The sequence below is a fragment of the Salinicola sp. MH3R3-1 genome (assembly GCF_001937155.1).
GTDB classification, from domain to species: Bacteria; Pseudomonadota; Gammaproteobacteria; order Pseudomonadales; family Halomonadaceae; genus Salinicola; species Salinicola halophyticus.
In genome coordinates, this window is record NZ_MSDP01000016.1 from 77,450 (window position 1) to 92,271 (window position 14,822).

At 60.8% G+C, this 14,822-nt stretch carries 10 protein-coding genes; 8 read left to right on the top strand and 2 right to left on the bottom strand.

Annotated elements, in window-relative coordinates; translation table 11 throughout:
* Window positions 1-34: 34 nt before the first annotated feature.
* Both BTW08_RS18945 and BTW08_RS10535 read right to left on the bottom strand, forming a co-directional pair.
* Window positions 35-1,267 (bottom strand): MFS transporter, encoded by a 1,233-nt coding sequence (locus BTW08_RS18945; protein ID WP_075562483.1) that lies wholly within the window; start codon window positions 1,265-1,267, stop codon window positions 35-37.
* Window positions 1,264-2,673, bottom strand: coding sequence for an O-antigen ligase family protein (locus BTW08_RS10535; protein ID WP_075562484.1), 1,410 nt, complete (start codon window positions 2,671-2,673; stop codon window positions 1,264-1,266). Before BTW08_RS10535 ends, BTW08_RS18945 begins: the two co-directional genes overlap by 4 nt.
* A gap of 140 nt (window positions 2,674-2,813) precedes the next feature.
* On the opposite strand from BTW08_RS10535, the gene BTW08_RS10540 reads away from it, so the two are divergent.
* The 8 genes from BTW08_RS10540 to BTW08_RS10575 all read left to right on the top strand — a co-directional run bounded on the left by BTW08_RS10540 (window position 2,814) and on the right by BTW08_RS10575 (window position 14,803).
* A complete protein-coding gene (locus tag BTW08_RS10540) occupies window positions 2,814-3,836 on the top strand; it encodes a glycosyltransferase (RefSeq protein ID WP_139313632.1) in 1,023 nt (340 codons plus the stop codon).
* Between the two features lie 59 nt (window positions 3,837-3,895).
* Window positions 3,896-5,920, top strand: coding sequence for an alginate lyase family protein (locus BTW08_RS10545; RefSeq protein WP_075562485.1), 2,025 nt, complete (start codon window positions 3,896-3,898; stop codon window positions 5,918-5,920).
* 101 nt (window positions 5,921-6,021) lie between these two features.
* The gene (locus BTW08_RS10550; protein ID WP_075562486.1) at window positions 6,022-7,572 is read left to right on the top strand and encodes a hypothetical protein; all 1,551 of its coding nucleotides are present in this window, start codon (window positions 6,022-6,024) and stop codon (window positions 7,570-7,572) included.
* Window positions 7,569-9,710 carry a hypothetical protein gene (locus BTW08_RS10555; protein WP_075562487.1) on the top strand — a complete coding sequence of 714 codons (2,142 nt, stop codon included), beginning with the start codon at window positions 7,569-7,571 and terminating at the stop codon, window positions 9,708-9,710. Before BTW08_RS10550 ends, BTW08_RS10555 begins: the two co-directional genes overlap by 4 nt.
* 95 nt (window positions 9,711-9,805) lie before the next feature.
* Entirely contained in the window at window positions 9,806-12,079 is a 2,274-nt protein-coding gene (locus tag BTW08_RS10560) for an alginate lyase family protein (RefSeq protein WP_210403236.1), read from the top strand.
* Window positions 12,076-13,863 carry a hypothetical protein gene (locus tag BTW08_RS10565; RefSeq protein WP_075562488.1) on the top strand — a complete coding sequence of 596 codons (1,788 nt, stop codon included), beginning with the start codon at window positions 12,076-12,078 and terminating at the stop codon, window positions 13,861-13,863. Before BTW08_RS10560 ends, BTW08_RS10565 begins: the two co-directional genes overlap by 4 nt.
* The gene (locus BTW08_RS10570) at window positions 13,860-14,294 is read left to right on the top strand and encodes a hypothetical protein (protein ID WP_075562489.1); all 435 of its coding nucleotides are present in this window, start codon (window positions 13,860-13,862) and stop codon (window positions 14,292-14,294) included. Before BTW08_RS10565 ends, BTW08_RS10570 begins: the two co-directional genes overlap by 4 nt.
* The gene (locus tag BTW08_RS10575) at window positions 14,291-14,803 is read left to right on the top strand and encodes a glycosyltransferase (protein WP_075562490.1); all 513 of its coding nucleotides are present in this window, start codon (window positions 14,291-14,293) and stop codon (window positions 14,801-14,803) included. Before BTW08_RS10570 ends, BTW08_RS10575 begins: the two co-directional genes overlap by 4 nt.
* The last annotated feature ends 19 nt before the right edge of the window (window positions 14,804-14,822 follow it).

The following is a 14,822-nucleotide window of genomic DNA, read 5'->3' on the forward strand; positions in this document are numbered from 1 at the left end:
GGGATTTGGAGAAGATTCGTCGCGGGGTTCGCGGTCAATCCACTGAAGACTGGCGACGCCGTTGCTGCAGGATCAATCGTGCGGCGACCGCCGCTGCGATCAAGCCGGAAGCGGCAGCCACCATCATCGCCCAGCGCGGTCCGGCGTGGTCGGCCAGCCAGCCGACGATCGGCGCGCCGAGCGGCGTGCCGCCCATGATTACTGCCATTCTCAGTGCCATGACCCGTCCGCGCATGGCGGGATCGGTCGTCAACTGCATCAAGGCGTTGGACGCCGTATTGAAGGTCAGCGCGGTGAAGCCGGTCAGCGTCAGCATGGCGGCGAAAACGACCACGTTGGGCGCCGCCCCCGCGAAGGCGCAAAAGACGCCGAAAGCGAGAGTCGAGACGGCCAGCAGCCGCATTTTCGGCTGTTCGCGACGGGCGGCCATCAGCGAGCCGCCCACCGAACCGATCGCCAGGGCCGAGGTGAGCACGCCGTACTGGTCGGCGCCGCCGTGGAAGATGGAGACCGACATCGTCGAGATGTAGATCGGAAAATTGAAGCCGAAGGTGCCGATCAAAAACAGCATGACCATCATCGCCTTCAGATCGGGGCGGCGCCACACGTAGCGAAAACCTTCCAGCAGGCCGCCAGCGCGGCGACCGGGCTTCAGTGAAGTGTAGAGCTCGCCGGTGCGCAGCAGGAACAGCGAGCCAAGCACCGCGGCGAACGAGCCGGCGTTGATCAGAAACACCCAGCCGGTGCCGATGGCGGCGATCAGAATGCCGGCCACTGCCGGGCCGATCATGCGGGCGCTGTTGAATGAGGTAGAGTTGAGCGCGACGGCGTTGGCGAGATAGCGCTCGCCAACCAGGTCATTGACGAATACCTGGCGAGCCGGGCCGTCGAAGGCGGTGACGCAGCCGAGGCCGAGGGCGAACGCATAGACCTGCCATAGCGTTACCACGCCGGTGATGGTGACTAGACCGAGACCCAGCGCCAGCAGGCCCAGCAATGCCTGGGTCAGCATGATCAGCCGACGGCGGTCGAAGCGGTCCGCCGCGTAGCCGGTGAACGGCAACAGCAACAGCAACAGCTGCGGGCCGAACTGCAGTGCCATGGTGATGCCCACGGCGCTGGCGTTGTGATCGGTGAGCACCGTGAGCACCAGCCAATCCTGGGCGACGCGCTGCATCCAGGTGCCGATATTGGAAACCAGCGCGCCGGCCGTCCAGACCCGGTAGTTGTAGATTCGCAGCGAGCGGAAGAGGCGAGTATCGCTCATGGTAGAGACGGCGACCGAGACGCGGCGCTAGAACGCTCTAAACGGTCCAGGCGTTCACGCATTCGGTAGGTGTAGGCGATCGCGCCGATTGCGCCGACGAGATAGATACCGGTGGAGTAGGAAACATAGCTCTCGAAGGCGTTGACCACTGCCCAGAACAGGAAGAACAGCGCGAGGAAAATGGCGATATCGGTCGGCATCAGACGACGTTTCCAGCTCGTCCAGGCGGCGGTTCCGACCGCCGCGATGGTCGTCACGTAGAGAAGTGCGCCCACCGCGCCGTTAGCGATGAGCAGCGTGACGTAGCTGCTGTGGAAGTGGCGCAGGCCGCTTCGCTCGACCACCGCGCTCAGCGTCGTATCCTCGACGGGATTGGTGCTTTCCAGCAGCAGAGGAATGTGGCTCTTGGGCCCCCAGCCGAACCAGGGCTTTTCCTGGAATAGCTGAAACGCGTAGTGCCAGGCATGAATGCGGAAACCGATACTGCTGCTCGGAACGGCACTGAGATCGCCGCGCAGGACCGCACCGATCACTTCGTGCTCGGCGCTCAGCCGCTGAACGATACGGTCGCCGAAAGCCATGGCCACGGCGAGCGTGATCAGGATGCCGCATAGGATCGCGACGATCAGGTAGCAGTTCAGATTGCCCTGGTCGGTCAGCCCGCGGCGCCAGGCCAAAAGCGCGCCCAGCAGCGCCACGCCGACGACCACCAGGATCCCCAGCCAGGCCGCCCGCGTCATGCTGAAAGTCCAGGCGGCGACAGCCCAGATCGCGATCAACAAAAAAGCAAACCGCGCCAGACCCTGGCGCCATCCGTGCGGGCTCGCGGTGGCGCGGAAGAAGCGCCGCGCGAGGCAGGCCTGGGCGATCATGATGACGCCGGCACAGACGCCGGCGTGCTGCCAATTCTTGAATCCCAGCGTGGGGCGCTCGCCTGCCGCCATGAGCTGCATCAGCTCGTGGGGTGGCTCCCCGCGGACTAGCGATCCGACCACCATACCCACGATCAGCACGGCCAGTGCCGCGAGCGTCAGCGAGGTTCGCCCGGCCAGAATCCAGGCGATGGGGAGAATCATGAAGACTTTCGTAAACCCCCGCATATCGTCTATCTGGCCGCCGGCATAGTCGGGAAACAGCGCCATCGCTGGAGGCAACGTGACCAGCTGAACGAGTAGCCATAAGCCCAGCAACACCCATAACGGGTCGAGAAAAGCGCTACCGCGCCTTGGTTGGCTCGCCAAAGCGACGACGTAGGTCAACATTAGCAGCGGTTCGAAACTGCGCGAGAAATCGAAGGCCAGGACCCAGGTCGATAGATAGCAGAAGAGCGAAATCAGGCCGATGGCATGGCACCAGCGCGTCGTTTTGTTGGCGTGCCAGGCAATGGGCAGTGACGGTACGAGCATGGGGTGTTCCGGGAAACGGATAGGGCGGCTGCGGTGTGCGACGAGCTTGGGATGTGGCACCATGTTAGCTGCTTGTTACGCGCGCCGATACTCGCTGTGACATTATTCATAGGACTCGCGCGGCATGGTCTGCGCGTCCCGTGACTTCCTCCGAAGACGAATATTGGCTCCAGGAACCGCATGGCAGTAGTGATGCGGCCGACGAGGGTAACGAAGTAAAGTCGGTATCGTCTGGCTGCCTTGGCAAGGTTTCGAGAGAGCCCAATGCAACGTTTCGGAAGCAGGTGGTTTACAAGAAGATGCTGACGATAGTGGTCCCTGTCTATCGTCAATGGCAGATGGTGGAAAAGCTACTCGAATGCCTGCGTGGTCAGACGCTGCCCGTTGATCGCTTCCGGATTGTGCTAGTCAACAACGAACAGGACTTCGATGCCAGTGGCTTCGTGAAGGGTAATGTTGAGGTGCTCGAATGCCGCACCCCCGGTTCCTACGCTGCCCGCAATCTGGCCGTGGATCGCTGGATCGACGAAACGCACTGGTTCGTCTTCACCGATGCGGATTGCCAGCCGGAAAACGACTGGCTGGAGCAGCTGTCGGCGGCTATCGATGATTGCGGAGAAGATCCGGGATTGATCAGCGGGGACGTCGTCATGGTCCCCAGCGAGCCGCATCCGGGCTGGGCGGAAATCTATGATCTGGTCAAGGGCATTCCTCAACGGGAGTATGCAGACCGTGGGTTCGGCGCAACCGCCAATCTCGCGGTTGCGGCCGACGTCTTTCGCCATGTCGGCGCTTTTGATGCTGCTGCCTTTTCCGGCGGGGATCGGCTTTTCTGTCTCAAGGCTCGACGTCATGGTTACGCGCTGAAATATCAGCCGCTCGCCCGCGTTCATCACCCCGCGCGATCCGGGTTCGATGAAGTTCTGCGTAAAACGTGTCGGGTGAGAGGGGGGCAGATCACCCGCAGCCGAGGCTGGAAACGCTGGGCCAGAATCGCCTATGCGCTCGCGCCGCCGTTGTTGCCATTGAAGCGGCTATGGTGCCGGCGCGATCAGCCCAGGCGCTACCGCCTGATCGCCGGGGTGATACAGTGCCGGCTCTGGATGGCAGAAATGCCGGAGATTTACAGAATTCTTAAAGGAGGGCCGGCTGAGAGACGCTGAATCGACCACTGATCTCTCATCGAGGCCCATCCAGGACTTGCCAAGGAAGGAACAGAGCCATGCTGGCGATCGAAAAGGCCCTTTTTCTCAGCCTCTGTAGCGGCCTTTCGGCCGGCTACCAATGGCGCAGGCGGCTTGCCGCTCCCGTGTCCGACGATCGCATGCCGCCGACCGTCCTGCTCGACGGCCGTCAGCTTGCGGAGCTGGCGGCGCTTTATCGTCAAGGCGACGCCGAGGCGCTGGAGATCGTCCGGAGTCTGCAGGCGCGCGCCGACGCCATTCTCGACCAGCCAGTCGTGCGTGTGACCGACAAGGGTCCGGTGGCGGGCGGCGAGTCTCCCAGCGGCGAGGCCCCCAACGGCGAGTTCCCTAACGACTATCGCAGTCTGGCCAAGTACTGGTGGCCCGATCCGGCCGCGGATGACGGGGCGCCTTATATACGCCGTGATGGCGAGGTCAACCCCGCCTGTTACGCCGATCATTTCGATGCCAGCCGACTGGTATTCCTGGCGGAGTCGCTTCAGGTGCTCTCTCTTGCGACCTGGTTCACGGGAGACACCGCGTATCGCGAGCGCGCCGTGGCACAGCTCGAAGCCTGGTTCGTCACCCCCGAGTCGCGTCAGTCTGCGCATTTCCAGTTCGCTCAGATCATCCCAGGTCGATCTGGCTTACAGCCGAGCGGCCTGATCGAAGCGCGGCATCTGATCTACGTCACCGAATCGATCCTGCTGCTGGAAGGCGCCGACGCCTTGCCGGCATCGCTCTCGGCAGCGCTGAGAGAGTGGTTCCGTGAACTGCTCGCGTGGTTTCGGACCAGCGACAAGGGGCTGGCCGCCGGCAAGGCGAGCAACAATGTCGCGCTTTGGTACGATCTGCAGTGTCTCGCTTACGCCTGGTTCGTCGGAGACGACTCGCTCGTGCAATACATCGCGACCGAGGTGGCTGTCACGCGGCGGGAAGATCAGGTCGACCTCGACGGTTCGTTGCCGGCCGAGCTCGATCGCGCCAACCCGATGGATTACGTTGCCTTCACGCTGGCGGCGATGTCTCAATTGTCCCGGTACGGCGATGCAACGGGCGTGCCGATCTGGAGTCAGACCGACGGCGACGGACGCAGCTTCCAGCGCGCGCATGAGTGGTTCATCCAGCAGGCCGAGGTCAAAGAGAGTCGTGAGGCCAGTCAAGGCTTGCTGGACGAGGCAAGATCCTCGGATCAGCAGGGTCAGGTCGTGTCACGACTCGGCGAAACCGGAGACCTGGTTCTGCAATTGGCCATGGTCAATCGGCTGGCGGATGCGCGTCGGCGGATGCTTGAGGTCCGAGATCGACAGACGAAACGGAAAACGGTGCGCATTGCAGAGCTCGAGCGAGAGCTGGCAAGCAGCGAGAAAAAATTGAAGACGCTGACGCAAAAGCAGGGAAAGGAAGCGGAACAAATCATGGAAGAGAACAAGCAAGCCAGCGCTCGTCTGGAGCGATTGGAGAAAGAGCTCGTCAAGGCGAGAGAAGCGCGTATCAAGGAGCTTCAGGACGTCATTCATCGCCAGGAGGAACAGGCTCGCGATGGTGAGAGGCAGCGCGAGCTTCAGCAGCAGGTCAAGGATCAGAAAGAGAAACTGGCCCAGCTCGAAACGAGATTTCGAGACGCCAAACGTCAGTTCGATACGCGGTTTGCAGAGTCGGAAACGGCAAAAGACGCGCTTGCCGGCGAGAATGATCGGCTCGAACGCGAACTCAAGCAGCGTGACACCGATAATCAGAAACTGAAGGAAAAGGAGAAGCGGTTTGGCGAGCTGCTTAAGAGCAACGAAAAAGAGCTCGAGAAGCTGCTCAAGGCGTTCCGGGAGCGCCCGAAAGCGAGTGCAGTCGATGACGCGAAGCAGCGCGAAGAGATCAAGAAGCTCAAGCAGGAGTTGCGAGGCCAGCAGCGCAAGGTGGCACGTCTGCAGGAGACCGCGGATCGACAGAAACTGCGTGCCGATAATTTCAAGGAACGCAGCGACAAAATTCTGAAAAGCCGTTCCTGGCGCATGACCGCCGTCCTGCGCAAGCTGACCGGAGGCGATTCGGGAAAAAAGCGCTGACCCGGACAGGAGAGTCAGCGGGTGACACTTCAGTTCGGGAGTCCGTTTCTCGTTCGGAGAGCCCGGCCATTGGCGCCCAGTCAGTACCGGGTGTCGAGCGCATGTTTCGCGGGGAGCAAGAGGAGCCCGCTGCATCCCAGTCGGTGGCCGTTCTCTATCGCGTCCTGGACCAGAGCACGCTCGGCGGGCTAACTGGTGCGGGGGCCCTCGAGCGCCTGCATCATCTGCTCGACAACGAGCCCGGCGAGCCCCGAATCGCTCGGGATTGGGTCATGGGCCGGTTCGAGGACCGCACGTTGCGCCCGGCGTTCATCGCCTGTCTGGAGCAATATGGCGTGCGCTGGATCGATGCCGGTGACAGCGCCGCGCGTTGTGGCACCCATCACGTCGCGGATGACGCGGCGCATCGCGACAACAGCACCGCGGGGCGGTTCGTTCCCGATGCCAAGCTGCTGGGTTTTCTCGATGCTCATGCCGATCGGGCGTTTGAATGGCTGATGATCTGGCCATGGGATTGCGCGCTGCCGGCGGTGGCGGAACGAGATCTGCTGCTGGATCTCGCCCGGTCCAGCCATGACGGCTTGCACCTGTCACTGCTTCGCCGAAGTGTCGCTGGCGCCGCGGGAAGTCAGGAGCCGGATTTCGCCTGGAGCGGCATGATGCTGCCGGTATTGCCGCGACGCCTGGGGGACGAAACTCTTGTGAGCGTGATGACCGATACGAGCGTTGCGGGCCATCGTGCCGGCTGGGCGCTGGAATCGACCAGCGTGGCTCATCTCCACTCGCCATCTGATGTTCGCTCGGCGGAGATCGGGCGGGCCGAAACGTCATCGTTTCATTTCGGTATCTGCCTGCGGGCCAAGGCCTGCTCCCAGAATTGGGCGCTGACCTGTCAGAATCTCGAACGCACGCTCGAAAACCTCGCGCGTCAGCGCTCACGTGATTTTCGCGTCTGGATTGCCGCTCACGAACGGCCCGAGATTCGAACCTTCGGTCTGGATGTCGAGTATGTCGTCGTCGATTTCGAGCCCCCGGTTCGCGCCGATGGGACGTTCGGCAACGACAAGCGCCGTAAGCGCAACGCGCTGGGTGAGGCATTGAAGGCATCGGTGACGGCTGGCTTCTATTACATGCAGCTCGATGCCGACGATCTGCTCGATCCTTCGCTGGTGTTGGCCGTGACGAGCGACGACAACCGTCGCGGCTACCTGATCGAGAACGGCTATATCTTCGACTACGAGAAGCGCGCCGTCGCACGCTGTAGTGAAGAGACCGTGCCGTTCTGGCATCAGTGCGGTTCGAGCGCGGTGCTCTTTTTCGAACCCGATGACTTCAATCGCGACGGCGAAGACGAGAGCTATTTCGAGCGCCAGCGGATGCATGAGCAGTTTGCCGCTCTCGCCCAGATCAAGGGCAGGCCGCTGGCCTCCTGGGTCGACGACATGGCGCTGTATCTCGTCAATCATGGCGAGAACCAGTGGTCGAACTATCGCCATGAGAATGACGGTCGCGCCAACAGCAAAAGCAAATTCGTCCATCGATATAAGCTCGAATCGCCCGCGGCGCTCGATATTTTCGCGCTGCGCTACCCGGAGCTGGGTCGACGCGAAGTCGCCGTCGATGGAACCGACAGGGAAGTGAGAACATCATGAGTCAGAGTCCAAAGACGCCGTCCGCTCAAGACGTGCTATGGGATTCGATCGAGGCCGAAAATTCCGGCCGGATCGCTCAGCTGGAAAGTCAGATCCAGGCCTTGAAGGCATCGAAAGCGTCCGGCTTAGCGCAAAGGTCGAATAAAGCCCTGGCCGAGGAACTCGCCGAACAGCACCAGTCGTTGACGAAACTGGAAGACGAACTGGCTGACGCCGCCCGGCGATTCGAGCGGCGATTCGATGCCATCGCGATGATGGACATCAAACCGCGCTTCCCTGAGACGTTGAAGAAACAGTATGGAGCGAGCGCGCTGGCGACAGAACCGGACGATTTCGTTCTTTACCGTATTATCGGCAACGATCTTTATCCCCGCCATCGCAAGGGGCAGTCACGCGACAACCTCAGATTCATTCTGGAAAACGAGCAGCCTCTCGAGGGCTGCAAGAAGCGCTGGGTTGTCAATCGTATTGCCGATCCGGCGGAAGAATCCGCCATTCTGACGCTGCTGGAAGCGCATCATCAGGAGTGGATTCACATTCCGTTTTCGGCCGAAGAGTACCGCCGGATTCCGCTCGATTTCGATTGTCTGCCTTCGCCGGGCTATCTGGCCAGTGCCGAATTCGCCAAGCTCGGGCCTGAGCAGCGCCAGCGACTGCTGACTGCGCTGTACCGGTTCAAGAACAACTACGTCATGAACAATAACGGCGCGCGCAACCGGGCGCTGGAAGCGGGACTCGGCGAGGCCAAGTGGGTGCTGCCATGGGACGGCAACTGCTTTCTGACGCCGCGTGCGTGGAACCGTATCGTCGAGGACGTGCGCGAAAGGCCCTGGCTCGCCTATTACGCCGTACCCATGACGCGTGTGTTGGACAACCAGCGGCTCGTCGATGACCACTTCGAACCCGAGGCCGTCGAAGAACCCCAGCTCATCTTCCGCAATGACGCCGATGAGCGTTTCAACGAAGCGTTCTGCTACGGGCGTCGGCCCAAGGTCGAGCTGTTCTGGCGTCTGGGCATCCCGGGCAAATGGGACCGCTGGAAGGACGACGCCTGGGAGCAGCCACGCCGGGAACTGGGGCCGGAGGCCGGTCAGTTCGGTGTCGCCGGCTGGGTCGCCAGGCTCTATTCCGGTATGGGAAGTCTGGAGATAGGGACACGTCAAAGCGCAAGAGCACGATATCTGGTTCGTCAGGAGGCCATATTGAGTGCCCTACAATCGTTGGATTACGGAGCGTTTGTTCCAAATGACGGTATATCGACTATTAAGACGAAAGGTGTCGACGAAATCCAGCGCTATGCTGAAAAATGCGACTTGAGTCTCAATCACTGCGTTGAACGTGCAGGCCGTATTGTCAGCGACGTTGATAAAAATGAAGCACCATTTTTGATAGAAGGTAAGGGTTTTCTTCAGGACTCTTTGGTGCTGAGCTTGGCTTGGTCAAGTACGCAAGATTTTCAGTATCTAAAGTCGGCGGCGAAGTTGTATCGGAGACATTTTTATTGCTGTACTCCGAGTACGGACCTGATCCCCGAAAATAGTCTGGATGTAACTCTTGAGTTGCATAAAACACATTTGGCCTTTGGTGGTCTTGAGGCTCTGGCGTACTTCCAGGTCGTCACGATACTGGTGCAAAACGGCCTTCTAAGCCCGATCGAAAAGGAAATATTTGACCATAGCTTAGCTGCTTATATTAATCGCCTTTGGAATGATAAACGAAGAAGAGTGCCGCAGCATTTTACTCCTGATATGCTGCTAGAAGACGATCTTAGATTGTTGAGGTTGTTGTCTGATGCTGGCGAATATTCCAAAGGCAGTGCTGTTGTTATAGAGTCTTTATCCAGCTTTGATTCTATTATTGCTGAAGATGGCACATTGCCAACGTTGTTAAGTGTTCGTAATTCCCGATCTAGTGTAGCCAAAATATTACGGACGAGTGTGGATTTGGCCGCAATAGCGGAAGTCTTCGGTATCAATTACCTTGAGCAAAAGCTATCGAATGGCCGGTCTTTATCAGATAGTCTCAAGTGGTTCCTATCTTACGGTAGTGATAACTGGCCATTCTGTCAGCGTGACGAATTCGACCAAACTTTGCTTGATCCGCTCCAGGCGGCTTTGAAGAACAATAGCTTCCGTTAGTGGGAACTATCATGGCTAAGAATATATGGTTTTCCCTGAAGCCTCAGGATTAACGACTGGGCGATTTACTAGCCCGCTTTTCTTCAAGAGGCTCTATGTACAGAAAACTGGCAAGGATGCTGAGTGAGCGGCTCAAGAAGCGCTATCGGGTGGCGCGTCGGCTCTACGAAAAGCGCAATCGTCCGACGCCCGCCGATCGAGGCGCGCCTCCGGTTGCGGCTGAGGGAAACATGTTGGCGAGCGACGCTGCCAAGCCGTTTCGCTTCGTGCTCTATCGGATCATCGGCAACGATTTGGAACCGCGACATGCGCGCGGGCAGTCACGCGATAATCTGCGTTTCATTCTGGAGAACGAGCCGGTGCTCGAGGGATGCGAGAAGCGTTTCATCGTCAACCGCATCGTCAATCCCGATGAGCACGCGGCGATCGTGGCACTGCTCGAGTCGCACGATCAGCCCTACATCGACATTCCCTTCGACGAGCAGACGTACGCGTCTACGCCGTGGGACTTCGAGGGGTTGTCGTTTCCCGGCTTCACCCGATCCGAGGATTTCCACGCGCTGAGCGAGGCGGAACAGGGCCGAGTGATGATGCGGCTCTATCGGCATCGCAACCTTTACGTCATGAATAACAACGGTGCCCGCAACGTGGCCCTCGACGAGGGCTGCCAGCTCGCCGATTGGGTCCTGCCGTGGGATGGCAACTGTTTCGTGACGGCCGCGGCATGGACGGCGATCCGGGCGGGGATCGAGGCGTCGGCGCAGCAACGCTATTACATCGTGCCGATGGCCCGGATCACCGATAATCAGCAGCTGCTGGCAACCGACTTTCGCCCCTCCGCCGAGGAAGAACCACAGCTCGTATTTCGCCGCGATGCGGTCGAACGTTTCGATGAGCGCCATCCTTACGGGCGTCGTCCGAAGGTGGAACTGTTGTGGCGGCTTGGCGTGCCCGGACGCTGGGATCGCTGGAAGATAGAACCGTGGGATCTGCCTTGTCCGGCCTATGCGCCGCAGGCCGGGCAGTTCGCTCAGGCGGGATGGGTGGCCAGGCTGGAATCGGGTAAGGCGCATCTGGAAGGCGACCCTTCGCGGGGGCTGGTGGATCGGGGCGTCGCCCGGGTCGAGGCGGTAACGGGTTTGCTTGATCGTCTCGATGCACGATTCATGGCAAGTCACCGCAGCACCGGGTCGCTACTGTTCTACGACGGCAATGCGCTGCTCGCGCCGGGAGACCGGGCTGGGGACGCGGAACTGTTCGAGGAGGCCGCGGCCGCGCTCGCTCGCGGGCCGTTCTCGGTCGTCGACAAGAGCACGTTGGCGCCTAGCGGGGATCCGCACGACTATTGGCATCCCGCGCCCTATTACTGGCCCAGCCCGATCCTCCCCAAGTGGCTGCCCTATATGCCGCGCGACGGGGTCAGGGTGCCCGGCACCGTGCTTTACGCGCCTGAAAGCGATCAGTACGACCGCACTCGGCTCCAGCGCCTGTTCGACGATGTCACGACCTGCGCCATTGCCTGGGCCCGAAGCGGCGAGGCTCGCTATGCACAACACGCAGCGACCCTGATTCGGGTGTGGTTTATCGATCCAACTACGCGCATGAATCCGCACTTGAAGTATGCGCAGGTGCGCCAGGGCCACGACCGCAATCGGGGCAGCAAGTCCGGTATCATCGAAATGAAGGATATCTACTTCCTGCTCGATGCCGTCCGGCTGGTCGAAAGAGCCGGGGCGCTGGCAGACGCCGATCGCGAGGCGTTCAGACTGTGGTTGCGAAGCTATCTCGAGTGGTTGCGAACGAGTTCGCAGGGTCGTGCCGAGCGGCGTTCGGCCAACAATCACGGTACCTACTATGATTTACAGATCGCTGCGATCGCGTCGTACCTGGAGGATTACGCGCTAGTCTCCACCACGTTACGCGACAGTCGGGAGCGTATTCTCGAACAGTTCGACGAGGCCGGTGCACAGCCCGAGGAGCTCAAACGCACGACGACCGCGCACTACTGCTGCTTCAACCTGCAGGGCTGGGTCTACCTGGCATTGCTGGCCGAGCGCCACGGTCAGGATCTGTGGCACTTTCGTGACGACCGGGGGCGCGGTCTCGAGAAGGCGTTCGAATGGCTTTTGAGTTTCGAGGGACGCGACTGGCCGTGGCGTCAGATCGATACTTTCGACACTGACCGCTTTCAGCCGCTGCGTGCCGCTCATGCTTACGCTTATCATCCGGCCTCGGTCAGCGGCGATATCCCCGCGCCCCGGCAGTCCATCCGCCTGTATCATCCTCATGACGGCGTTCGACCCTGGTGGTTTCTGGGGCGAGAGGGAAGAGGTAACGACGATTTCGATGCACAACGGCGAGGCTCATGAATCTCTATCGCGCTAGCTGGCGGCACTTGCGTTGGTTCGCCAGCGTCTGGCGGCAGCTCATTCGGCATACGCCGTTTGCGGCGCCGATGACGGCGGGTACGCTGCTGATCTCGCAGCTCGCTCAGGTGGTCGCCTTTCTGCTGCCTTTGAAGGTGATCCTGTTGCTGGGTGGCAACGGGATTCCCCGCTATTTCCAGGGTTTCGTCACCATGGAGACGCGTTCGCTCTGGATCGTGCTGCTCTGCGCCGGTGCCGTGCTGCTCTTTGCGGTGTCGCAGTTCATGGATTGGCTGGCCGACCGGCAAAGCCAGCGGGGCGCGCTGGTCGTATTGGACAACGCCCGCAAGATCACGCTGTTCAATGATCAGGATGCCGGTGTGCGCGAACAGTACCGTCGGCTTTGCGAGGCGATGGCGGAGGGGGCCATGGCCCTGGTGGGGTTCGGCGTGGGGCTGTATCTGTTTCCCACCCTGTTCGCCTTTCTCCTGCTGGTGGTCGTGGTCATGGCCGGTGCGACGCTGGGGTTGGCATCGGTAGGCAGCGCCGACTACCGGCATCGGGTCGAGCGCTGGCTCAACGCCAACAGCAAGGGGCTATTGCGGATTCTGGGCTCTTCGGGTTTCCTGCTGGGCTTCCTGTTTCTGGTCTTCGAGTTCTACCGCTTGAGCGAGCTCAATCTGCTCATCGCCATCATCAGTCTGATTCTGAGTCGACGCATCTTTCAGTCTCTGACCAATTTCGTGAACGGACAGATTCGTCTGGCCGAGCAGCGTCAGCGGGTCGATGCGCTGTTTTTCCATGAACGCCAGTTGCAGAGTGACACCTCGCGCGGCGGTCAGCGCTTCTGGGAGCTTTTCGCACCCGCGGCCCGGCTCGCGCGCAGCCGTGAATGGATCCGCGCACGAGGAGGCCGCGATGCCGTGGCATCGTCTCGCTGGTGGGATGGCGGCCAGAGCAATGTGGCCTGGTTCGCATTGGCTGAGGAGTCATCGGTTCGTGAGGCTTCGACTCGCGAGCCGTCGGATCGCGAGTCGATCCTCGAGAAGATCTATCTTCCCAGACAGCGCTCTCAGGGCAATCACGAGACTTACCTGCTGGAGCGGATCGATCTGGGGGCCGTTCACGCGCCGCGTCTTCTCGACAAAGGACAGATCGAGGAGTTTCTCTGGCTGCACCTGCTCTGTCCGCCAGGCGCAGCGGTCCCGCGCGAGCGGCGGGGTGAAATGCAGCGCAGAATCTTGTTCGATCTCTGGTGCTACGTACCGCCGGAGGAGATCGTCGATAGTTATCTGCGCTCCCATCCGCCGCTGTGGGCCCGCGTCGATCGTGCCCTGGTGGACAAGGTGCTGCTGGCCGCCGAAGAGCCAGCGGAACGTGAGCTGGTGGAAGCCTTCCAGCGCCGACTCGAGGAGATGCAGCGTCGGTTGAAGGCGGTACCGCTGCATATCTACAACCCCGATGTCAGCGACCGCAACATCCTGCTCGACGAGCAGGATTCGCCCTGTGTGCTGTGCTGGGGGCGATGGAGCCTGGAACCGATTGGTGCCGGCGCGACGCCACGTTATCTCGTCCAGGCCCGGGAGGGTGAGATGATGGGTGCGCTGAGACAGCGCCGGAAAATTTCGCAGAAGGTCACCGACCGAGATTTTCTGCTTGCTGCCGGGCTGCATGAGCTGGAGCGACTGATCGAACGCCAGCAGTATCGACGGGCACTAAGGCACATGGAGCACGTGCTGCAGGATGTCTATCCGCCACCGGAAGCCACGCCGGCGAGCGCCTCATGAGAGCGCTTCTGGTTGCCTCCTTCGGCGGACATCTGGTGCAGCTCGAACGGATTGCGGCGCATCTCTCGCTGGGCTCGACCGTCTGGGTCACGACCCGGCCGGCATCGATGGATCAGCCCCATCACGTGATCACGGATTTCAACAAGACCACGCTCTGGCGAGCAGGGCGTTGCGCCGTCGATATCCAGCGGATACTGCGCCACGAACGCTGCGATGCGGCAATCAGCACGGGTGCCGCACCGGGGCTACTGTGTCTGGCGTTGGCCCGGCTCGGGGGCAGCTACACTATCTGGATCGATAGCGTGGCCAATGTCAGGCGGCTATCGCTCTCCGGACGGCTAGCGACGTGGCTGTGCCACGAGACACTGACGCAATGGCCGGAAGTCGCCGCCAGTCATCGGCGCGTCTCCTATCTGGGAAGCGTACTGTGATTTTCTTGACCGCGGGTGGCCAGCTGCCTTTCGATCGTCTGGCCGAAGTCGCACTGGAAGGTGCGCGTTCGTTACCGGAAGAGCCGGTCATCTATCAGGCCGGGCCAGGCGGCACCGCCTGGTTCGAGCACAGGGACGTGCCGGCCAACCTGGCGGTCGAGGAATTCATGGAGGTGGGTCGCCACCGGAAGCTGATGGTCGAGGCGCGCTGGGTAGTCAGCCACGCCGGCATGGGAAGCCTTCTGCCCCTGTTGGAGCAGGCACGGCCGGTATTGGTTTTTCCGCGCCTGAAGCGCTACCGGGAGCATCGCAACGATCATCAACTGGACACGGCGATAGCGATGCGTGAACGCTTCGGCCTGGCGTTCTATACCGAGTCGCAGGCGCTGATTTCACAGCTCGCGCAGACCCTGTCTGCCACTGACGACAGTAAATTGGAACTTATCGAGCGGCGACGCGAGGAGTTTGGACATCGATTGCAGGGAATGCTGGAGAGTCGGGTGCGCTGACGCGAGATTGTCTCGCCAA

What these genes read in the sequence shown, in the direction of transcription:
- BTW08_RS18945 (WP_075562483.1), bottom strand. Translation starts at nt 1,267, where the DNA reads ATGAGCGATACTCGCCTCTTCCGCTCGCTGCGAATCTACAACTACCGG.
- BTW08_RS10535 (WP_075562484.1), bottom strand. Translation starts at nt 2,673, where the DNA reads ATGCTCGTACCGTCACTGCCCATTGCCTGGCACGCCAACAAAACGACG.
- BTW08_RS10545 (WP_075562485.1), top strand. Translation starts at nt 3,896, where the DNA reads ATGCTGGCGATCGAAAAGGCCCTTTTTCTCAGCCTCTGTAGCGGCCTT.
- BTW08_RS10550 (WP_075562486.1), top strand. Translation starts at nt 6,022, where the DNA reads ATGTTTCGCGGGGAGCAAGAGGAGCCCGCTGCATCCCAGTCGGTGGCC.
- BTW08_RS10555 (WP_075562487.1), top strand. Translation starts at nt 7,569, where the DNA reads ATGAGTCAGAGTCCAAAGACGCCGTCCGCTCAAGACGTGCTATGGGAT.
- BTW08_RS10560 (WP_210403236.1), top strand. Translation starts at nt 9,806, where the DNA reads ATGTACAGAAAACTGGCAAGGATGCTGAGTGAGCGGCTCAAGAAGCGC.
- BTW08_RS10565 (WP_075562488.1), top strand. Translation starts at nt 12,076, where the DNA reads ATGAATCTCTATCGCGCTAGCTGGCGGCACTTGCGTTGGTTCGCCAGC.
- BTW08_RS10570 (WP_075562489.1), top strand. Translation starts at nt 13,860, where the DNA reads ATGAGAGCGCTTCTGGTTGCCTCCTTCGGCGGACATCTGGTGCAGCTC.